This window comes from Citrobacter sp. Cpo037, assembly GCF_030332945.1.
Classification (GTDB): Bacteria; Pseudomonadota; Gammaproteobacteria; order Enterobacterales; family Enterobacteriaceae; genus Citrobacter; species Citrobacter portucalensis.
In genome coordinates this window covers 369,111-389,856 of sequence record NZ_JAOWGW010000046.1, presented here as the reverse complement: position 1 = coordinate 389,856, position 20,746 = coordinate 369,111, and the positions used below count along the sequence as shown (strand labels likewise).

The following is a 20,746-nucleotide window of genomic DNA, read 5'->3' as shown; positions in this document are numbered from 1 at the left end:
AATAGCTCAGCCTTTTTGGTCATCGTGTTTGGTGCCAACTTTCAGATGCGCAGCAGCGGGAGCCTCTGAGATGCTATGAAATGAAAAATCCACGCAATTGCGTGGATTTTATAGAGTTTTACCGTTGTCATGAGATTCAGTGAAACCTCATGAGACAACAAAACTTATTTAGACGTTGAACAGGAAGTTCATGATATCGCCATCTTTGACGATATAGTCCTTACCTTCGGCACGCATTTTCCCAGCTTCTTTCGCACCTTGCTCACCTTTATAGGTGATGAAATCTTCAAACGCGATGGTTTGTGCGCGGATAAAGCCTTTCTCGAAGTCGGTATGGATTTTACCGGCTGCCTGTGGAGCCGTGGCACCGACAGGAATGGTCCAGGCACGGACTTCTTTCACGCCAGCGGTGAAGTAGGTCTGCAGGTTCAGCAATTCGTAGCCAGCACGGATAACGCGGTTCAGGCCCGGCTCTTCCAGACCCATTTCAGCCATGAATTCTTCACGGTCAGCATCATCGAGTTCAGCGATGTCAGCTTCAACGGCAGCGCAAACGGCAACCACAACAGAACCTTCGGCAGCCGCGATTTCGCGCACTTTATCTAGGTATGGGTTGTTTTCAAAACCGTCTTCGTTGACGTTGGCGATGTACATTGTTGGCTTCAGCGTCAGGAAGCTCAGGTATTTGATGGCCGCTTTGTCTTCGTCAGTCAGCGTTTTCAGCGCGCGCAGCATGCCAGCGTTTTCCAGCTGTGGCAGGCATTTTTCCAGCGCAGCCAGCTCTGCTTTAGCGTCTTTGTCGCCGCCTTTGGCCTTCTTCTGCACGCGATGGATAGCGCGCTCACAGGTATCGAGGTCGGACAACGCCAGCTCGGTATTGATAACTTCAATGTCGTCAGCCGGATCCACTTTGTTATTAACGTGGATGATGTTGTCGTTTTCAAAGCAACGCACCACGTGGCCGATAGCTTCGGTTTCACGGATGTTGGTCAGGAATTGGTTACCCAGACCTTCACCTTTGGACGCACCTTTTACCAGGCCGGCGATGTCGACGAATTCCATCGTTGTTGGCAGGATACGCTGCGGTTTGACGATTTCGGCCAGCTGATCCAGACGCGGATCGGGCATCGGGACAACACCGGTGTTCGGCTCGATAGTACAGAACGGGAAGTTTGCCGCTTCAATACCCGCTTTTGTGAGCGCGTTGAACAGGGTGGATTTGCCTACGTTTGGCAAACCGACGATACCGCATTTGAATCCCATGTTTAAATCACCTTAATCTTTTGATATTCAACCTGTTATGGAAAACAGATTGTAGAAATGTAAATAACTTTGCCTATTATACACAGCACGCGAGAAAAATGCCGCACATCACTGCTTATTGCGCTTTAAAGGTGTGTAACCGGCTCGTCGCTTTGGTCAGGCCGTCTTTGAACAAAATCTCGGTACAACGTGCCGCTTCGTCAATTGCTTCATCAATTAACTTCTGTTCTGAAACAGGCGGTTTGCCTAAAACAAATCCGACAACTTTGTTTTTATCGCCCGGATGGCCAATTCCAACGCGTAAACGATGAAAGTTGGGGTTATTACCTAACTTGCTGATGATGTCTTTCAGGCCATTATGTCCGCCATGACCGCCGCCAAGCTTAAATTTGGCCACGCCAGGGGGCAGGTCTAACTCATCGTGTGCGACCAAAATTTCATCGGGGTTAATACGATAAAAACTGGCCATCGCACCGACAGCCTTGCCGCTCAGATTCATAAATGTGGTTGGCACCAGCAGACGGACTTCTTCACCTTCAAGCGTAACTCTGGAGGTGTAGCCGAAGAATTTCGGCTCATCGCGCAGGGGAGCGCGTAATCTTTCTGCCAGCAGATCGACATACCATGCGCCTGCATTGTGTCGCGTTGCCGCATACTCTGCGCCGGGGTTCGCCAGGCCGACAATCAATTTAATCGCCACGTGTTTTGTCCTGAGTGTTTCGATAAACGACGTGTAGTTTACTGTCTGACGCTGCTGTTGACAAAAAACTGCGTGCTTATCGCCAAAAGCTGAATAATTGCAGAAATGGACTATTAGAAAATGAGTGTGTTCAGTGGCTTATTTGTAAAGTTTTGTTGCGTGAGTGTTTGTAATTGTGATCGTTCCCGCACTTGCGAACGGCAGTGTTGTCTATACTTTACACATAAGGATTAGGGGTATTCCCTGTAACAACCCAAAGTTCCGGAGGTGACACATGAAACGCAAAAACGCTTCGTTACTCGGTAACGTGCTCATGGCTTTAGGGTTGGTGGTGATGGTGGGTGGTGTTGGTTACTCTATTTTAAACCAACTGCCGCAATTTAATCTGCCACAGTTTTTCGCACATGGTGCCGTGCTCAGTATTTTTGTTGGTGGTGTCCTTTGGTTGGCGGGTGCCAGAGTGGGGGGGCACGAACAAATCAGCGATCGTTACTGGTGGGTGCGCCACTATGACAAACGCTGCCGTCGCGGTGATACCAATCATCGGCATAACTAAATAGCTCTCCCAACTCGGAGTGCGGTTGTTTGAACACAAAGTCCTGGTTTAAAAACCAGGGCTCTGCTTTTTCGTCAGTACTGGATTAAACGACTTCTACCTTTGGTGGCATACTACAAAGAAACGTTATTCGAATAACCGATAATGTAACGCTTTGATCGCGCTGTCTGCATTGTCAGCCGGTAACAGGATGCTCAGGTTGTCGTTTGACGCCCCATGGCAAATCATTCGTACCGTATGCTCTTCAAGCCAGGCAAAAACGTCTTTGCAAACTCCCGCAGCCTGTGTGAGTTGATTCCCCACCAAAGTGACCAACGCCAGTCCGGTTTCCACTTCCACACGACAGTGGGAGGACAAGGCGGTAAACAATGCGGTGGTCAGCACATGGTCTTCACCTGAGGTTGCATGAGTGGCGTCCAGCGCTAGCGCAATACTATTCTCTGAGGTTGTAACCAAATCCACCGCGACCGCATGGCGAGCTAAAATGGCGAAGGACTGCGCCAGGAAAGAACAGGAAGGTTGCTTCTCCAGACTGTGTAACCGCAACAGCGTCTGTTTACGACGAACTGCGAGCGCACGATAGCGAGGTGGATTATCGGTGGTGTTGTGCACCAGCGTACCTCCGGCGGCAGTATCCTTACTTGAGCCAACAAAGACCGGAATGCTTTTACGCATTGCCGGGAGCAGTGTCGCCGGGTGGAGGACCTTCGCACCGTAGGCGGCCATATCGCTGGCCTCGGAAAATGAGATATGGTCGATTCGTTTGGCCCGCGGCGCAATGCGTGGGTCGGTGGTGTAGATCCCTGCGACGTCGGTCCAGATGTCAACGCGTGCGGCGTGAAGCGCCTCACCGAGAAGCGTAGCCGTGTAATCACTACCGCCGCGTCCAAGCGTTGTGGTGTGTCCTGCGGCATCACGCCCGATAAATCCCTGAGTCACCATAATCGCTTGCTCAAGACGAGGGCGCAGGTGAGTCTCCACCTGGTGGTGCAGTGTGCCAAGCTCGGGTTCGGCACAGCCGAAGTTCGAGTTAGTACGCATCACATTACGGGCGTCAAACCACCCAGCCTCGGCATGCCGTTCACGTAAGACTTCAGTAAAAAGTAGCGAGGACATCAGCTCGCCATGGCTGACTAATTCATCGCTTAACGCATCAGACGGCGAAACCATCGCCGTTTGTGCAAGACGACGTATGTTGTTGAGAAGATTATCGATTTCCGTGCTGATAACGGACGGCTGCTTCAGGCGGGAAATAATGTTGTATTGAATGGCGCGTAAAGTCTCAATCTTATCTAATTGTTGATGTATTTCCAGACCTTCAGAAAGCTCAACCAGTAAGTTTGTCACGCCTGCTGAAGCAGACAAAACGACTAAACGGACATCTTGATCAGCAAGGACAATGCTGGCGCTTCGATTCATCGCATCAAAATCAGCGACGCTGGTGCCGCCAAATTTGGCAACGACGGATGGTGGATAAATGCGAGTCATAACAATCTCATATCAGGGCGCCATAAAAGTATGGCTAGAAAATTTTCATTCTCGGCATAAGGGAACGAAGTTCGCCTTACGAAATGTCCGCCCGCGAACATTTCTGCTGACAACCCAGGGAATACCTGTTGTCGATAACGCGTGTCGCCTGTACGCGTTATCGGGTGCTGCGCATTAATTTTATCTACATAGCCTGTAAATAAGCGCGCCATACTAAGTGATTTATATTTAGGGATCGACTTTTTTATTCGATTTATCGACAAATAAGTGAAAAATCATGTCATCACAAGATATCGCGAGCATCATTAATGGTAAAAACGTGTAAAAAAAATAATAAAAACACGAAAATCTCATGGTTTTTATTAGATTGTCTGCGTTGCAATTAGCTACAACATTGTTAATTAAATAGATATATTTCTTTAGGATTTAGTAATGGCAAATGGTTGTTACGCTTTGAATTTTAAAGGGAAAGTTGTTATTTTTAATGCCGAAAAATAAATGATTGAGTCCTAAGCTAAAACAACATATATTAGCCGCGCTTTTTTACAGGTAATCCTTATAACCATTTATTCAATCAGGTGTTAATCTACACTTGGTTGTAGGAGTGATATGATGACGGATAAAGTCCGTATTGATACTTTAAGTGCTAATTCATTACCACAGAGCAATGATACCTTTTTAGCAAGACAGGCTGAGTTTGAATCTAATGTCCGCAGCTATCCACGTAAACTGCCATTAGCGATCGCTAAAGCGCAGGGCGTCTGGATTACTGATGTAGAAAATAATCAATATCTTGATTGCCTGGCAGGTGCCGGAACCCTGGCGCTTGGTCATAACCATCCTGAAGTGCTGCAGAGCATTCAAAGTGTCATCACAAGCGGCTTACCGTTACATACGCTTGACCTTACCACGCCTTTAAAAGATGAATTCTCATCTTATTTACTTTCTTTATTACCGGGCCAGGGCAAAGAGTATTGCCTGCAGTTTACCGGGCCGTCCGGTGCCGATGCCGTTGAAGCCGCGCTGAAGCTGGCGAAGAAAGTTACCGGTCGTTCCAGTATCATCAGCTTCTCCGGTGGCTACCACGGGATGACCCACGGCGCGCTGTCCGTGACCGGCAACCTGTCGCCGAAAGAAGCGGTCAGCAACATGATGGCGGAAGTGCAGTTTATGCCGTATCCGCATCAGTACCGTTGCCCGCTGGGTATCGGCGGCGACGCTGGCGTCAAAGCATTAACCTACTACTTCGAAAACCTGATCAACGATGTTGAAAGCGGCGTGCGTAAACCGGCTGCCGTGATCCTCGAAGCGGTGCAGGGTGAAGGTGGCGTGAACCCGGCTCCGGTCGAGTGGCTGCAGCGCATTCGTAAAGTGACGCAGGAGCACGGCATTCTGCTGATCATCGATGAAGTTCAGGCGGGCTTTGCACGTACCGGTAAACTGTTCGCCTTCGAACACGCCGGTATTGAGCCAGACATCATCGTGATGTCCAAAGCGGTTGGCGGCGGTCTGCCGTTGGCGGTGCTGGGTATTAAGAAGAAGTTCGATGCGTGGGCTCCGGGCCACCACACTGGCACCTTCCGCGGCAACCAGCTGGCGATGGCGACCGGTCTGACAACGCTGAAGATCCTCAAAGACGACAAGATTGCCGATAAAGTTGCTGCCCAGGGCGAGTGGCTGAAAGGCAAACTGGCTGACCTGCAGAAACGCTACCCGGTTATCGGCCAGGTGCGCGGTCTGGGTCTGATGATCGGTCTGGAAATCGTGAAGCCGAACGAAGCGCAGGATCACATGGGCTGCTACCCGGCCGATGGCGAGCTGTCCGCGTTGCTGCAGAAAAAATGCTTCGAAAATGGGCTGATTCTGGAGCGTGGTGGCCGCAACGGTTGCGTGCTGCGCCTGCTGCCGTCACTGCTGATCACCAACGCTGAGCTGGAAATCTTCCTCGATAAATTCGAAAACGCCCTGCTGGGCGCTGGCGTGAAGCCGGTTTAAACGGAGTTGGATCGAATGTCAGACGTAAACCCGATTCTGTCCGGCTCGGCGCAAAGCATTGCAGCTTATCAGGACGCTATCGAGCAGAGTACGCAAGCGGTCGTTGAATGGTTGAAGCAGCCTGAGATGTATCAGGGTAAAACCGTTGAGCAACTGCGTGAACGTATCAACCTGAATTTTACGTCTCAGGGCCTGGGCAACCAGGCCGCTATTGAGCGTGCGGTTGAATACTTTCTCAAAGACAGCTTGTTGGTTCACCATGCGCAGTGCGTGGCGCATCTGCACTGCCCGAGCCTGGTAATAAGCCAGGCGGCGGAAGTGCTGATCAACGCCACCAACCAGAGTATGGACTCCTGGGACCAGAGCCCGTCGGCCACCATCCTAGAGATCAAGCTAATCGAGTGGTTGCGTGAGCAGGTTGGATACCCGGCAGGCGATGCGGGCGTATTCACCAGCGGCGGTACACAGAGTAACCTGATGGGCCTGATGCTGGCGCGTGATGCTTTCTTCGCTCGCCAGGGGCACTCCATTCAGCAGGATGGTCTGACCGGTGATCTGAGTAAAATCAAAGTGTTCTGCTCTGAAAGCGCGCACTTCTCTGTGCAGAAGAACATGGCGCTGATGGGGCTGGGCTACCGTTCCGTCACCCAGGTGAAGACCGATGCGTTTTCACGCATGGATCTGACTGACCTGAAAGACAAGCTGGCCCAGGCGAAAGTCAACGGCGAGCAGGTGATGGCAATTGTCGCCACTGCCGGTACTACCGATGCGGGCGCAATCGATCCGTTAGCGGATATTGCAGCGCTGGCGGCAGAACATCAGATCTGGATGCACGTGGATGCAGCATGGGGCGGGGCGTTACTGCTTTCTGAGAAGTACCGTGACTTCCTGAACGGCCTTGAGCTGGCCGATTCCGTGACGCTGGATTTCCACAAGCAGTTCTTCCAGACCATCAGCTGCGGTGCGTTCCTGTTAAAAGATGCGCGCCACTACGAGCTGATGCGTTACCAGGCGGCGTATCTGAACTCTGATTTCGATGAAGAGGCTGGCGTACCAAACCTGGTATCGAAGTCGCTGCAGACCACGCGTCGTTTCGATGCGCTGAAGCTGTGGATGGGCCTCGAAGCGCTGGGCAAAAAGCAGTATGCCGAGATCATTGATAACGGTGTGACGCTGGCGCGTGATGTTGCTGAGTTTGTCAAAACCCAGCCGCATCTTGAACTGGTGATGGAACCACAGCTGGCAAGCGTGCTGTTCCGCTTCCGCCCGCAAAGTGACGACGTGGCATTTGTCGCGCTGCTGAACCAGCGTATTGGCGACGTTCTGCTGGCTTCTGGTAGCGCCAACGTCGGCGTGACCGAAGCCGATGGTGTCACCTGCCTGAAGCTGACGCTGCTCAATCCGACGGTATGTCTGGAGGATGTCAAAGTCCTGCTGGCAAGCGTGAAGGCAACGGCTGAGCAACTGCTGAACGCGTAAGCAATAAGCTTGTTATAAAAATGGCTCCCACGTACGGGAGCCATTTTTTTGTCTGTCATTTGTAATCCGGTGGCGTTTCGCCTGGCCGGGCTACACGTTAGCGGATATCTGCTAGCGCAGCATCTTTATTCGGGAAGAACGTCAGACGCCCGGCAATCGGCTGAATACCCGCGCGCGCCATGGTACGTAGCGGCTGGAATTCCAGATTACTGATGCGTAATTCACAACCTTCCGGCAGACGTTTTACAAAGCGCTGGAAGGCGTCCAGACCACCGGCATCCAGTACCGGGACCGCGTCCCACTTCAAGACTACAATGCGTTTACCTTCAATACGCGACTCGAGATCGGTAAATAATCCTTCCGCCGCGGCAAAGAACAGCGGACCAATAACGCGCAGCACCAGCACATCGTCCGGTACGTCTACGTTGACCGGCGCCAGACGCGTCATGCGCGCAATACGACGCATAAACAGCAGAGAAGCGAGAACAATACCGACGCTGATGGCAATAACCATGTCGAACAGCACCGTCAGCGACATACACATCAGCATGACAATGATGTCGTCTTTCGGCGCATGACGCAGCAAATCCACCACTTTATGCGCTTCACTCATGTTCCATGCCACCATCAGCAGTAGGGCGGCCATGGCGGAAAGCGGTAACCAGGAAAGCAGCGGTGCAAGTACCAGCAGGGCGAGGATCACCAGAATCGCGTGGATAACCGCAGAGATTGGCGAGGTCGCCCCAGCGCGGACGTTTGCCGCAGAGCGGGCAATTGCTGCTGTGGCGGTGATGCCGCCAAAGAACGGTGCCACGATGTTACCCAGCCCCTGGCCAATCAACTCGCTGTTAGCTTTATGCTTGGTACCGGTCATCCCATCGAGTACGACGGCGCACAGCAGAGATTCAATTGCCCCCAGCATCGCCATCGAGAAGGCTGCCGGTAACAGCGCCTGTAACGAACTCCAGCTCAGGGTAAAGTTTGATTCAGGCATATTCCATGGCAGGACCAACTGCGGCAGCAGCTGCGGGATGCCATTACCCTGTGAGCCATCAGCCAGAATGTAGTGGAACTGCGAACCAATGGTGGCGACATGGCCGCCGGTCAGGTTCACGATACCCATTACCGCACAGCCAGCCAGCAGCGCGGGAAGGTGGCCCGGCAGTCGGATCCCCAGGCGCGGCCAGAAAATCAAGATCCCTAGCGTCACTACGCCAATGGCGGCATCACCGAAGTTAATGGTTGGCAAGGCCATAAACAGCGCGCCAACCTTCTGCAGATAGTGCTCCGGGACATGGGCCATCTGCAGGCCAAGAAAATCTTTAATCTGCATGGTACCGATGGTGATACCAATACCCGATGTAAAACCTAACGTTACCGACACGGGGATATATTCGATCAGGCGGCCAAAACGAGCGAGGCCGAAAAGGATCAGGAATATCCCGGACATCAGCGTGGCAACCAGCAGGCCTGCCAGCCCAAACTGTTGCGACACCGGATACAGAATCACCACGAAGGCGGCGGTCGGGCCAGATACGCTAAAGCGTGAACCGCCGGTAAGGGCGATAACAATCCCAGCGACGGCTGAGGTATACAGGCCGTACTGTGGCGCAACGCCACTGCCTATTGCCAGGGCCATCGCCAGCGGAATGGCAATGATCCCAACGGTAATCCCGGCGATCAGGTCGCGGGTAAAGCGAGAAGCGGTATATTTTTCTTTCCAACAAGCGTCGATGAGGGCGCGGAAAGGCATCACATGTGAGGAAAATAATCTGTTCACAATAATGTTTCATCCATGAGCGCATCATCTGTCAACTAAATGGCAGGTGAAGGAGGCATAAGTCATACAAATAAGTATTGCAGATAAAAAAACCCGCCGCAGCGGGTTTTTGAGCCGGGCTCGATTAATGCTCGAACATAGCAGAGATGGATTCTTCGTTGCTGATACGACGAATCGCTTCGGCCAGCATACCCGACAGGGTCAATGTACGCACGTTTGGCAGTGCTTTGATTTCGTCAGTCAGTGGAATAGTGTCACAGACAACGACTTCATCAATCACTGAGTTGCGCAGGTTGTTTGCCGCATTACCTGAGAAGATCGGGTGAGTAGCGTAAGCAAATACGCGTTTAGCACCACGTTCTTTCAGTGCTTCTGCTGCTTTGCACAGCGTACCGCCGGTATCGATCATGTCATCAACCAGAACACAGTCACGACCTGCAACGTCACCAATAATGTGCATCACCTGAGAAACGTTCGCACGCGGGCGACGTTTGTCGATGATAGCCATGTCGGTATCGTTCAGCAGTTTAGCGATAGCGCGGGCACGCACGACGCCACCGATATCCGGAGAAACCACAATCGGGTTATCCAGGTTCAGCTGCAGCATGTCTTCTAACAGGATCGGGCTACCGAATACGTTATCAACCGGTACGTCAAAGAAGCCCTGGATCTGTTCAGCATGCAGGTCAACGGTGAGGACGCGGTCAACGCCAACGCTGGACAGGAAATCAGCGACGACTTTAGCGGTAATCGGTACACGAGCGGAACGTACGCGACGATCCTGACGTGCATAGCCGAAGTAAGGAATAACGGCGGTGATACGGCCTGCGGAAGCACGGCGCAGCGCATCAACCATAACGACCAATTCCATCAGGTTGTCGTTAGTAGGGGCACAAGTGGACTGGATGATGAAAATATCACCACCGCGTACATTTTCATTAATTTGTACGCTGACTTCGCCGTCGCTAAAGCGACCTACAGCGGCGTCGCCGAGTGAAGTGTACAGGCGGTTGGCAATACGTTGTGCTAGTTCCGGGGTGGCGTTACCAGCAAAAAGCTTCATATCAGGCACGAGAAGAACCTCAGGCATGCGTCCATTGGTGGAAAGAATCTGCCGAAAACTGTGCGGGCCAGGCAGTATCCTCTCCATGCGGTGTATTAAAGAGCGCGATGCAACGTCTGGAACAGGGTGACGTTGTCACCGCAACTCAGCTTGCCCGGCTTACTCTTTATCTTTCGCGTTTCATTTGCGCTGGCATCAATTCCTCACACCAGTTACATACTGAAGTTGTATGCACCTGGCGATTCGTCGTTTCGCCATTTTCCTGAAACCCGAAGGATTTAGAGTAACGCTCTGTGCAATGGGGAGAGGTTGACGCCTTTCGCCACAAAGCCTTTGAGCCATTCCGGGGCTTGCTCAAGCACCTGGCGAGCACGAGACTCAGTGTCAAATTCAGCAAAGACACAAGCCCCTGTACCAGTCAGGCGCGACGGCGCGTATTCTAACAGCCAGGAAAGCGCCGCATCAACCTCGCGAAAACGTTTTCTTGCGATAACCTCGCAATCATTGCCGAATTCACATTTTAGTAACGTTTTTATTGACCTTTTTGGCGTGTTGCGGGGGAGGTCGGGATCGTTAAAAATCACCGGTGTCGGAATACTGACTCCCGGATGTGCAACCAGATACCACTTTTCCTCAGGCTCGACCGGCGTCAGAATTTCGCCAACACCTTCGGCAAAGGCCGCATGGCCGCGCACGAATACGGGAACATCCGCCCCCAGCGTTAAGCCGAGTGCCGCCAGTTCATCAACCGAAAGTCCGCACTGCCAGAGATGATTCAGCGCCACCAGAACGGTTGCCGCATTAGACGAACCTCCGCCAAGACCGCCGCCCATCGGCAGGCGTTTGTCGATACTGATGTCCGCACCACTCCCTTTGGGAAGGCGATTGCTTTCAGATGCCGCTTTCATCAGCGAACGTGCCGCACGGACGATCAGATTGTCTTCATGCGCAACGCCTTCCACTGGGGTTAACAGGTGAATTTCGCCGTCGCTACGCGGTGTAATATCTATCGTGTCGCCATAATCAAGAAACTGAAATAAGGTCTGCAGCGTGTGGTAACCGTCCGCACGCTGTCCGGTGATGTATAAAAACAAATTCAGTTTTGCCGGAGAGGGCCAATGGGTCATCATTTCACAATCCAGTTATCCATTTTCAGCTTAATACGCTGGGAACCGTCGGACAGCTCCATGTTTGCTGGCATCGCAGGCTGGGTTTTGCTGTCGTAGGCGCTATAGACCACTTTCCAGTTTTTACCGTCTTTGCTGTAGTTCACTTCACTCAGACGATATTGGTCGTCGAGCTTATAATCGGTGGCGTCACCTGGCAGACCAAGGATCCATTGGCGCAAGCTGTTTAATGGGATAGGCATGCCGGTCAGTTTGCCAATCATCTCTTCAGCGTCGTCGGCGGTGTAATGCTTGCCTTTGTTATCGACCAGTTCGACGTTGCCAGGCTGCGCATTAAGTTCCAGTTCCGTGCTGCCCAGTGGGTTGGTCAGCAGGAGACGATAGCGATCCTGACCGGTTTGCTGCCAGAAAAAGCGGGCATACACTTTCTGTTGATCGGAAATATAGGCAAACGCACCACGCGTCTGATACTGGTTCAGGGCGCGAACTTCCTGTTGGTGCTGGCGCCACTGCGGAGAATCGGGGCTTTTACCGGGACCTTTAGGCGCGTTGAGCGTACAGGCAGTAAGAACCAGGGCCGCCAGCGGCAGCAGGCGAATCAGGCGAAAATCAGGCAGGGTCATAATGATGACAAATCCTTGAGATACGTTGCAGTTATAACTCTTAATGCTAGCGCCGCCATCAGACATCGTCTACGTTCAAGTTATCTTAAATCGCTTAAATTTGTGCACTAAGCTATTACTCCAAAAGGGGTCAGTCTCTTTTATTGACCGCACGCATCCTGTATGATGCACTCAGTCTAACCTTATCAACGCTGGTACTATTCCCGCACACATGACCCTTTTAGCGCTTGGTATTAACCATAAAACGGCACCTGTATCGCTGCGAGAACGCGTAACGTTTTCGCCGGATACGCTCGATCAGGCGCTGGACAGCCTGCTCGCGCAGCCAATGGTGCAGGGCGGGGTAGTGCTGTCGACGTGTAACCGCACGGAGCTGTATCTCAGCGTTGAAGAGCAGGATAACCTGCAAGAAGCGCTGGTTCGCTGGCTGTGTGAATACCATAACCTCAATGAAGAAGATCTGCGCAACAGCTTGTACTGGCACCAGGACAACGACGCAGTCAGTCATTTGATGCGTGTTGCCAGCGGTCTGGATTCACTGGTGCTCGGTGAACCGCAAATTCTGGGGCAGGTGAAAAAAGCGTTTGCGGATTCGCAAAAAGGTCACCTGAACGCCAGTGCGCTGGAACGCATGTTCCAGAAATCATTCTCTGTCGCAAAACGTGTACGTACAGAAACTGACATCGGCGCCAGCGCCGTGTCGGTGGCGTTTGCCGCCTGTACCCTGGCGCGGCAGATATTTGAATCGCTCTCCACGGTAACCGTGCTGTTAGTCGGTGCGGGCGAAACCATTGAGCTGGTAGCGCGACATCTGCGCGAGCACAAAGTCAAGAAGATGATCATCGCCAACCGCACTCGCGAGCGTGCGCAGGTGCTGGCGGATGAAGTCGGCGCCGAGGTGATTTCACTGAGTGATATAGACGCGCGTTTACAGGATGCCGATATCATTATCAGTTCTACCGCCAGTCCGCTGCCGATTATCGGCAAAGGAATGGTGGAACGTGCGCTTAAAAACCGCCGCAATCAGCCTATGTTGCTGGTGGATATCGCCGTACCGCGCGATGTCGAGCCGGAAGTGGGTAAATTGTCTAACGCCTATCTGTACAGTGTTGATGACCTGCAAAGCATCATTTCGCATAACCTGGCCCAGCGCAAAGCGGCGGCGGTGGAAGCCGAAACGATAGTGGAGCAGGAAGCCAGCGAGTTTATGGCCTGGCTACGCGCCCAGGGCGCAAGCGACACTATCCGCGAGTATCGCAGTCAGTCAGAACAGATCCGTGATGAACTGACCGCCAAAGCGTTGGCCGCTCTTCAACAGGGCGGTGATGCGCAAGCCATTATGCAGGATCTGGCCTGGAAACTGACCAATCGCCTGATTCATGCACCAACCAAATCACTTCAACAGGCCGCCCGTGACGGGGATAGTGAACGCCTGAATATTCTGCGCGACAGCCTCGGGCTGGAGTAGCAGCACACCAATCTTATTTTTTACAGGGTGCATTTACGCCTATGAAGCCTTCTATCGTTGCCAAACTGGAAGCCCTGCATGAACGCCATGAAGAAGTTCAGGCGCTGCTCGGTGATGCGGGGACTATCGCAGACCAGGATCGCTTTCGTGCGCTGTCGCGCGAATATGCGCAATTAAGCGATGTATCTCGCTGTTTTACGGACTGGCAACAGGTTCAGGAAGATATCGAGACGGCTCAGATGATGCTCGACGATCCTGAAATGCGTGAAATGGCGCAGGATGAACTGCGCGAAGCAAAAGAGAAATGTGAGCAGCTGGAACAGCATCTGCAGGTCCTGCTATTACCTAAAGATCCCGATGACGAACGTAACGCCTTCCTCGAAGTGCGCGCGGGAACCGGTGGTGATGAAGCGGCGCTGTTTGCCGGCGATCTGTTCCGCATGTACAGCCGCTACGCTGAATCGCGTCGCTGGCGGGTTGAGATCATGAGCGCCAGCGAAGGCGAACATGGCGGGTTTAAAGAAGTCATTGCCAAGATTAGCGGCGAAGGCGTTTACGGGCGACTGAAGTTTGAGTCTGGCGGCCATCGCGTGCAGCGCGTACCTGCGACGGAATCGCAGGGGCGTATTCATACCTCTGCCTGTACGGTCGCGGTTATGCCGGAACTGCCGGATGCCGAACTGCCGGACATCAACCCGGCCGATCTGCGTATTGACACCTTCCGTTCATCAGGCGCGGGCGGTCAGCACGTTAACACCACCGACTCCGCAATCCGTATTACCCACTTACCGACCGGTATCGTAGTGGAATGCCAGGACGAACGTTCACAGCATAAAAACAAAGCCAAAGCGATGTCGGTGCTGGGGGCGCGTATTCGTGCCGCCGAAGTGGCAAGACGTCAACAGGCGGAAGCCTCTGAACGTCGTAACCTGTTGGGCAGTGGCGATCGCAGCGATCGTAACCGTACCTATAACTTCCCGCAGGGTCGTGTGACCGATCACCGCATTAACCTGACGCTCTACCGTCTGGATGAAGCGATGGAAGGCAAACTGGATATGCTCATTGAGCCGATTGTCCAGGAATACCAGGCCGACCAACTGGCGGCGTTGTCCGAGCAGGATTAATGGATTATCAGCACTGGCTGCGTGAAGCAATTAGCCAATTACAGGCAAGCGAAAGCCCGCGCCGTGACGCCGAGATTTTACTCGAGTTTGTTACTGGCAAAGGGCGCACCTTTATTCTGGCTTTCGGCGAAACGGAGTTAACCGAGGCGCAGCGTCAACAGCTTGATACGTTACTGGAGCGGCGTCAGCGGGGAGAGCCGGTGGCGCACTTAACCGGCGTGCGTGAGTTCTGGTCGCTGCCGCTATTTGTGTCTCCAGCCACGCTTATTCCGCGTCCAGATACCGAGTGTCTGGTGGAGCAGGCGCTGGCTCGCCTGCCGGCCTCAGCGTGTCGTATTCTTGATTTAGGAACCGGCACGGGTGCCATTGCGCTGGCGCTGGCAACCGAGCGTCCGGATTGTGCAGTGACTGCTGTAGACCGCATGCCTGATGCCGTGGCACTGGCTATTCGCAACAAGCAGCAACTGGGCATCGACAATGTTTGCGTGCTGCAAAGCAACTGGTTCAGCGCATTGCAGGGACAGCAGTTTGACATGATTGTCAGCAATCCGCCGTATATCGACGAGCAGGATCCGCACCTGGCACAAGGCGACGTTCGCTTTGAACCGCTGTCGGCACTGGTGGCGAGCGATCAGGGGCTGGCGGATATCGTGCATATCATTGACCAGTCTCAGCGCGTATTAACGCCCGGCGGCTATCTGTTGTTGGAACATGGTTGGCAACAGGGCGAGGCCGTCCGTGACGCTTTTACTCGTGCAGGTTACCTGGCGGTTGAAACCTGTCGTGACTATGGCGGCAACGAGCGAATTACGCTTGGACGCATCCCATCATGAGTACCTTCGGTGTGTTACTCAACGTCCATCTCATCAGCATTGCGCTTTCGGTTGGTTTGCTGACGCTGCGATTTTGGTGGCGTTACACCGACTCGCGCCTTGCCTGCGCGCGCTGGACGCGCATCGTGCCGCCGGTTGTCGATACCGTTTTATTACTCAGCGGCGTAGCGTTAATGGTTAAAGCGCACGTCCTGCCATTCACTGAGCACGGGACATGGCTGACTGAAAAGCTGTTTGGGGTTATCATTTACATCGTTTTGGGTTTTATTGCGCTCGATTATCGTCGGGCGCGCAGTCAGCAGGCGCGATTAATCGCTTTTCCGCTGGCGCTGGTGGTGCTGTACATCATCATTAAACTCGCCACCACAAAAATACCGTTACTGGGGTAAGCATGAGGTCGTTAGCTGATTTCGAATTTAATAAAGCGCCATTGTGTGATGGGATGATCCTGGCGTCGGAGTCTATCCGTCTGGATTTTCCAACACAAACTGTCTATGACGAACTGGAACGTCTGGTCAGTCTGGCGCAAGAAGAAATTAGCCAGCTCCTGTCTCAGGATGAGCAACTGGAAAAACTGCTGGCACTTTTTTACGGCGAATGGGGGTTTACGGATACCCACGGCGTCTATCGTCTTTCTGATGCACTATGGCTTGATCAGGTACTGAAAAATCGTCAGGGCAGTGCCGTATCCCTGGGCGCGATCTTATTGTGGATTGCCAACCGACTGGAACTGCCGCTGGTGCCGGTGATTTTCCCGACACAACTCATCCTGCGTATTGAATCGCTCGATGGCGAAATGTGGCTAATCAATCCGTTCAATGGCGAAACGTTAAATGAGCACACGCTGGAAGTGTGGCTGAAGGGGAATATCAGCCCGGTCGCGGAGCTGTTTAACGAAGACCTGGATGAGGCGGATAATGCAGAAGTAATTCGTAAGCTGCTCGATACGCTGAAATCATCGCTGATGGAAGAGCGGCAAATGGAGCTGGCGCTGCGTGCCAGCGAAGCACTATTACAGTTTAATCCTGAAGATCCGTATGAAATACGCGATCGTGGATTAATTTACGCGCAACTGGAGTGTGAACATGTTGCGCTGACCGATTTAAGTTATTTCGTTGAACAGTGTCCGGAAGACCCGATCAGCGAAATGATTCGTGCGCAGATTAATACTATTTCGCACAAGCAAATTGTATTGCATTGATTAATGACACTTTACCTACCGTTTAAGGCGATCCTATGAAACAAAAAGTGGTTAGCATTGGCGACATCAACGTGGCAAATGACCTGCCGTTCGTGCTGTTTGGCGGAATGAACGTGCTGGAATCCCGCGATCTGGCGATGCGCATTTGTGAGCACTACGTAACCGTTACTCAAAAGCTGGGTATCCCTTACGTGTTCAAAGCCTCCTTTGATAAAGCCAACCGTTCTTCCATCCACTCTTACCGTGGACCGGGCCTTGAAGAAGGGATGAAAATCTTCCAGGAACTGAAGCAGACTTTTGGCGTAAAAGTGATCACCGACGTTCATGAAGCCAGCCAGGCTCAGCCTGTTGCTGACGTGGTGGATGTGATTCAGCTGCCGGCCTTCCTCGCTCGTCAGACCGATCTGGTGGAAGCGATGGCGAAAACCGGTGCCGTTATCAACGTGAAAAAACCGCAGTTCGTAAGCCCGGGCCAGATGGGCAATATCGTGGATAAATTCCATGAAGGCGGCAACGACAAAGTAATTCTGTGCGACCGTGGCGCGAACTTTGGTTATGACAACCTGGTTGTGGATATGCTGGGCTTCAGCGTGATGAAGAAAGTTTCTGGCAACTCGCCGGTGATTTTTGACGTTACCCATGCGCTGCAATGCCGTGACCCGTTTGGAGCAGCAAGCGGCGGTCGTCGTGCGCAGGTTACCGAACTGGCGCGCGCAGGTATGGCGGTAGGTCTGGCCGGTCTGTTTATTGAAGCGCATCCGGATCCAGCCAATGCGAAATGCGATGGTCCATCCGCGCTGCCGCTGGCGAAACTGGAACAGTTCCTGACCCAGATTAAAGCGATTGATGACCTGGTAAAAAGCTTCGACGAGCTGGATACCGAGAACTAAGAAAGTATTGCAGTCCGGAGAGATATCTCTTCGGACTGCTGTTTGAGAAAAGTGTTAAGGGTGGCCGTCAGGCGCCAAACGCACCGTCAATTGTATGCATTGCCCCCGTCACAAACCCAGCCTCAGGGCCTGCAAGCCAGGCAACCATTCCCGCAACTTCTTCTGGACGGCCATGTCGTTTTAGCGCCATAAAACTGTGCATCACCTCTTTCAGTGGGCCATCTTCCGGGTTGGCATCGGTATCAATAGGACCCGGTTGAACCACGTTTACCGTAATACCGCGCGGGCCAAAATCACGTGCCAGCCCCCGGGCCAGCCCTTGCAGCGCTGATTTGCTCACTGCATAAGAGGCCAGGCCAGCAAGAGGCATACGGTCGCCATTCACAGAGCCAATAATGATAATGCGTCCGCCGTCAGGCATCTGTCGTGCCGCTTCCACGGCCGCATAGTATGGGGAGTGAATGTTAATTCGGAACAGGCGCTCAACGTCATCCGGATCCTGCTCCAGCGCATCACCAAACAGAATAATGCCTGCATTAACTACCAGCACGTCCAGCGGGCCGCTTTCGCGTACCCGGTTGATGACGGCGTTACGATCGGCGCTATCGGTTTGCGCTGTCTGGGTACCCGTCTCATCAGCAAGCGCTTTGGCAGCGTCAGGGGAGCCTGAATAGGTAAAGGTAACCGATGCGCCATCCGCGGCAAAACGGCGCACGATAGCCGCGCCAATCCCACGACTGCCGCCAAGAACCAGAACTGACTTGCCGTTAAAAGAAGACATGAGGTACTCCTTGAACAATTATGTAGTGATCGATATATAATAGGTGCACAGTTTTCTGTCAATGGATTTGTAATGAGCACTACAAAATGCACTCGTGCACCTGGACGCCCACGTAATTTTGATCCAGAAATGGCCGTTGCCAAAGTACAACCCTTGTTTCACGCACATGGCTATGACGCAGTTAGCGTGGCGGATGTCACCGCGGCGTTGTCGATCAAGCCCCCCAGTTTCTATGCTGCTTTTGGGAACAAAATCGGTCTTTATAAACGTGTTCTTGACCGCTACGTACAAACTGAGGCAATCCCTTTTGATGACATTCTGCGTCCCGACAAACCGGTTTCTGAATGTCTTACCGATCTGCTTGAAGAGGCGGCGCGACGTTATGCCGCAGATCCGCATGCGCCGGGATGTTTGGTCCTGGAGGGCACGCACAGTAACGATCCTCAGGCGAGGAAGGTCGCGCGGAATTTCTACTCGGCTGCCGAATATAAAATTCACGACTTTATCGCACAGCGGCATCCTAAAGAGGCTGACAGCCTGACTGATTACGTCAGTACCACAATGCTTGGCCTGTCGGGAAAAGCGCGTTGCGGGCATTCGTTCGAACGTCTGCTAGCCAGCGCGCGAATCGCCAGCGTAGCGGTGCGGCATCAGCTTTCCAGATGATCATCACATGATAAGGTAGATAAATATGATGGGGAAAATGGGAACTTAATCAGGAGGTGCCTCATATCAACCCGCATCAGAGCAGGGGGTTATCGTTGTAGGTGGTACTGATGCGACGCGGATTGGCGTTGCAGGAGTATGGCATGCCATTGAATATCATGTAACAGCTAAAGCGCTCGACGGCACGGTACGCCATAATGCGCGCCAGTTAAGCCGAGAAGATGCGTTAAAAATGTATACTCTAAATGCCGCCTGGATAGCTTTTGCAGAACAGCAGAGGGTAGTTTGCGGGTAGGTAAGCTCGCCGATTTTGCGGTGCTTAATCAGGATATTATGGCTATTCCGGCAGATAAATTGCACCAAACGGAGTCGTTATTAATGTTTGTCGATGGCCAACAGGTTTATCCGGAGCAGTGAGCGGTAAAAGAAAACGGCCCTGCGAAGGGCCGTGGGTTCTACCAGAAAAACTAATCAGGCAAATATCGTCATCAGATAGGCGATAAACAGCGCCAGATGCGCCGCACCGTTAAGCACGTTGGTGCGTCCGGTGGAGAAAGAGATGTGGCACAGTACCAGTGATGAAACCATCACAATCATCTCTGGCGCGCCCAGCGCAAAGACCAAGTCATTCCCGGTTGCCCATGCGATCAGGGTCACTACCGGAACGGTCAGTGAAATGGTGGCTAATACTGAACCGAAGAACAAATTCATCGCCCGCTGTACCTGGTTGCTCAGAACCGCTTTCAGCGCACCCAGCCCTTCAGGGGAGAGGATCAGCAATGCGACCAGGAAACCGGTAAATGCCACTGGGGCATTCAGTTCAGTCAGCAATGTCTCCAGCGGGCTGGCGTTCATTTTGGTCACGGCAATAACAGCGATCAGATGAATGATAAGCCAGGCGGCATGCCACATATTGCTGTGGGCTGACGGTTTACCGTGATGCGGATCGTCGTCGTCACCCTCGTCTTCATGCTCATAAATGAACAGACTCTGATGCGTTTTAGTTTGTATCAGCAAAAATACGCCGTACATCGCCGCAGAAATTAATGCCACTAATAGCGCCTGCCCGGTAGTGAAATTTGCACCCGGTAAAGCCATCGGGAACACCAGTACAATAATGGCCAGCGGAAACAGGGCGATTAAATACTGCTTAATACCAAACAGATTCATATACTGAGTGGCAAATTTACGGCCACCTAACAGTAATGAAAAACCGACCAGGCCGCCGGTTACGATCATAATGATTGAATATAGCGTATCGCGCATGAGCGTAGGCGCTGCATCGCCGGTCGCCATTAATGCGGAGATTAAGCTGACTTCAAGAATAACAACGGACAGGCTGAGGATCAGCGACCCGTAGGGTTCGCCAAGTCGATGTGCTAATACATCCGCATGACGGACAACGCTGAATGCGCTGCTTAATATACCAATAAGGGCCAGCGCATTAATACCGATGACCACTGGTAGTGACTGACTGCTCCCCCAGAAGAACAGTACTACCAGCGCCAAAATCGGGAAGACGAGAGAGGTCTCCTTGTGGCGGGTTTTTACCGCCTCATGTACGTGTGTCATTGAACTAATTCTCCATCTCTGCAGGTATTTATAATTATAAAAGTATTAAAGAATGTAAAAAATAACAGAACTTTCGGTATTTCCAATCTGATTTTACGTAATTTTACGGCATGGACCATTTTTTGCATCCGAGCGAA

At 52.5% G+C, this 20,746-nt stretch carries 19 protein-coding genes and 1 pseudogene; 11 read left to right on the top strand and 9 right to left on the bottom strand.

The annotated features are described in order from the left end of the window. Positions 1-168: 168 nt before the first annotated feature. Complete coding sequence (gene ychF / locus OGX94_RS07840) at positions 169-1,263, bottom strand: redox-regulated ATPase YchF (protein ID WP_003020818.1); 1,095 nt, start codon at positions 1,261-1,263, stop codon at positions 169-171. Positions 1,264-1,378: 115 nt separating this feature from the next. Beyond that, the gene (pth, locus tag OGX94_RS07835) at positions 1,379-1,963 is read right to left on the bottom strand and encodes an aminoacyl-tRNA hydrolase (RefSeq protein WP_257661935.1); all 585 of its coding nucleotides are present in this window, start codon (positions 1,961-1,963) and stop codon (positions 1,379-1,381) included. A 274-nt stretch (positions 1,964-2,237) separates the two neighbouring features. Here pth and ychH point away from each other — a divergent pair, with 274 nt between their 5' ends. Further along, positions 2,238-2,519, top strand: a complete 282-nt coding sequence (ychH, locus tag OGX94_RS07830; RefSeq protein WP_003833480.1) for a stress-induced protein YchH — start codon at positions 2,238-2,240, stop codon at positions 2,517-2,519. Between the two features lie 126 nt (positions 2,520-2,645). Here the strand turns inward: ychH and lysC are convergent, their stop codons facing one another. Beyond that, a complete protein-coding gene (gene lysC, locus OGX94_RS07825; RefSeq protein ID WP_206159577.1) occupies positions 2,646-4,007 on the bottom strand; it encodes a lysine-sensitive aspartokinase 3 in 1,362 nt (453 codons plus the stop codon). A 609-nt stretch (positions 4,008-4,616) separates the two neighbouring features. Between lysC and OGX94_RS07820 the strand changes: the two genes are divergently transcribed. Together OGX94_RS07820 and OGX94_RS07815 are read left to right on the top strand one after the other, a co-directional pair. Beyond that, on the top strand, positions 4,617-6,002 hold the full coding sequence (locus OGX94_RS07820; RefSeq protein ID WP_126957259.1) for a diaminobutyrate--2-oxoglutarate transaminase: 1,386 nt from the start codon (positions 4,617-4,619) through the stop codon (positions 6,000-6,002). A gap of 15 nt (positions 6,003-6,017) precedes the next feature. Continuing rightward, positions 6,018-7,481, top strand: a complete 1,464-nt coding sequence (locus OGX94_RS07815) for a pyridoxal phosphate-dependent decarboxylase family protein (RefSeq protein ID WP_373371603.1) — start codon at positions 6,018-6,020, stop codon at positions 7,479-7,481. Positions 7,482-7,578: 97 nt separating this feature from the next. Here OGX94_RS07815 and dauA read toward each other — a convergent pair whose 3' ends face one another. The 4 genes from dauA to lolB form a co-directional block, all read right to left on the bottom strand. Then, positions 7,579-9,261 carry a C4-dicarboxylic acid transporter DauA gene (dauA, locus tag OGX94_RS07810; RefSeq protein WP_071692414.1) on the bottom strand — a complete coding sequence of 561 codons (1,683 nt, stop codon included), beginning with the start codon at positions 9,259-9,261 and terminating at the stop codon, positions 7,579-7,581. 124 nt (positions 9,262-9,385) lie between these two features. Then, on the bottom strand, positions 9,386-10,333 hold the full coding sequence (gene prs / locus OGX94_RS07805; protein ID WP_001518537.1) for a ribose-phosphate diphosphokinase: 948 nt from the start codon (positions 10,331-10,333) through the stop codon (positions 9,386-9,388). A 269-nt stretch (positions 10,334-10,602) separates the two neighbouring features. Then, complete coding sequence (gene ispE / locus OGX94_RS07800; protein WP_003833423.1) at positions 10,603-11,454, bottom strand: 4-(cytidine 5'-diphospho)-2-C-methyl-D-erythritol kinase; 852 nt, start codon at positions 11,452-11,454, stop codon at positions 10,603-10,605. Beyond that, complete coding sequence (gene lolB / locus OGX94_RS07795) at positions 11,451-12,074, bottom strand: lipoprotein insertase outer membrane protein LolB (protein ID WP_003833422.1); 624 nt, start codon at positions 12,072-12,074, stop codon at positions 11,451-11,453. Before lolB ends, ispE begins: the two co-directional genes overlap by 4 nt. A gap of 211 nt (positions 12,075-12,285) precedes the next feature. Here lolB and hemA point away from each other — a divergent pair, with 211 nt between their 5' ends. The 6 genes from hemA to kdsA are packed head-to-tail and all read left to right on the top strand — an operon-like array spanning position 12,286 to position 17,590. Next, complete coding sequence (hemA, locus tag OGX94_RS07790) at positions 12,286-13,542, top strand: glutamyl-tRNA reductase (protein WP_003833420.1); 1,257 nt, start codon at positions 12,286-12,288, stop codon at positions 13,540-13,542. A gap of 41 nt (positions 13,543-13,583) precedes the next feature. After that, a complete protein-coding gene (gene prfA / locus OGX94_RS07785; protein ID WP_003020786.1) occupies positions 13,584-14,666 on the top strand; it encodes a peptide chain release factor 1 in 1,083 nt (360 codons plus the stop codon). Then, on the top strand, positions 14,666-15,499 hold the full coding sequence (gene prmC, locus OGX94_RS07780) for a peptide chain release factor N(5)-glutamine methyltransferase (RefSeq protein WP_003833416.1): 834 nt from the start codon (positions 14,666-14,668) through the stop codon (positions 15,497-15,499). The genes prfA and prmC overlap by 1 nt, the downstream gene beginning before the upstream one ends. Further along, complete coding sequence (gene sirB2 / locus OGX94_RS07775; RefSeq protein WP_003833414.1) at positions 15,496-15,888, top strand: invasion regulator SirB2; 393 nt, start codon at positions 15,496-15,498, stop codon at positions 15,886-15,888. Before prmC ends, sirB2 begins: the two co-directional genes overlap by 4 nt. 2 nt (positions 15,889-15,890) lie before the next feature. Further along, complete coding sequence (sirB1, locus tag OGX94_RS07770; RefSeq protein ID WP_003020775.1) at positions 15,891-16,700, top strand: invasion regulator SirB1; 810 nt, start codon at positions 15,891-15,893, stop codon at positions 16,698-16,700. Between the two features lie 35 nt (positions 16,701-16,735). Beyond that, positions 16,736-17,590 carry a 3-deoxy-8-phosphooctulonate synthase gene (gene kdsA / locus OGX94_RS07765; protein ID WP_003020772.1) on the top strand — a complete coding sequence of 285 codons (855 nt, stop codon included), beginning with the start codon at positions 16,736-16,738 and terminating at the stop codon, positions 17,588-17,590. 67 nt (positions 17,591-17,657) lie between these two features. Here kdsA and bdcA read toward each other — a convergent pair whose 3' ends face one another. Next, complete coding sequence (bdcA, locus tag OGX94_RS07760) at positions 17,658-18,371, bottom strand: SDR family oxidoreductase (protein ID WP_048216243.1); 714 nt, start codon at positions 18,369-18,371, stop codon at positions 17,658-17,660. Positions 18,372-18,443: 72 nt separating this feature from the next. On the opposite strand from bdcA, the gene OGX94_RS07755 reads away from it, so the two are divergent. Beyond that, positions 18,444-19,037: a TetR/AcrR family transcriptional regulator gene (locus OGX94_RS07755; protein ID WP_003833409.1), complete on the top strand. Its 594-nt coding sequence runs from the start codon at positions 18,444-18,446 to the stop codon at positions 19,035-19,037. Between the two features lie 91 nt (positions 19,038-19,128). Then, a pseudogene (locus OGX94_RS07750) lies at positions 19,129-19,454 on the top strand (amidohydrolase family protein). Positions 19,455-19,508: 54 nt separating this feature from the next. Here the strand turns inward: OGX94_RS07750 and chaA are convergent. Further along, the gene (gene chaA / locus OGX94_RS07745) at positions 19,509-20,609 is read right to left on the bottom strand and encodes a sodium-potassium/proton antiporter ChaA (protein ID WP_257661937.1); all 1,101 of its coding nucleotides are present in this window, start codon (positions 20,607-20,609) and stop codon (positions 19,509-19,511) included. Positions 20,610-20,746: the final 137 nt, after the last annotated feature.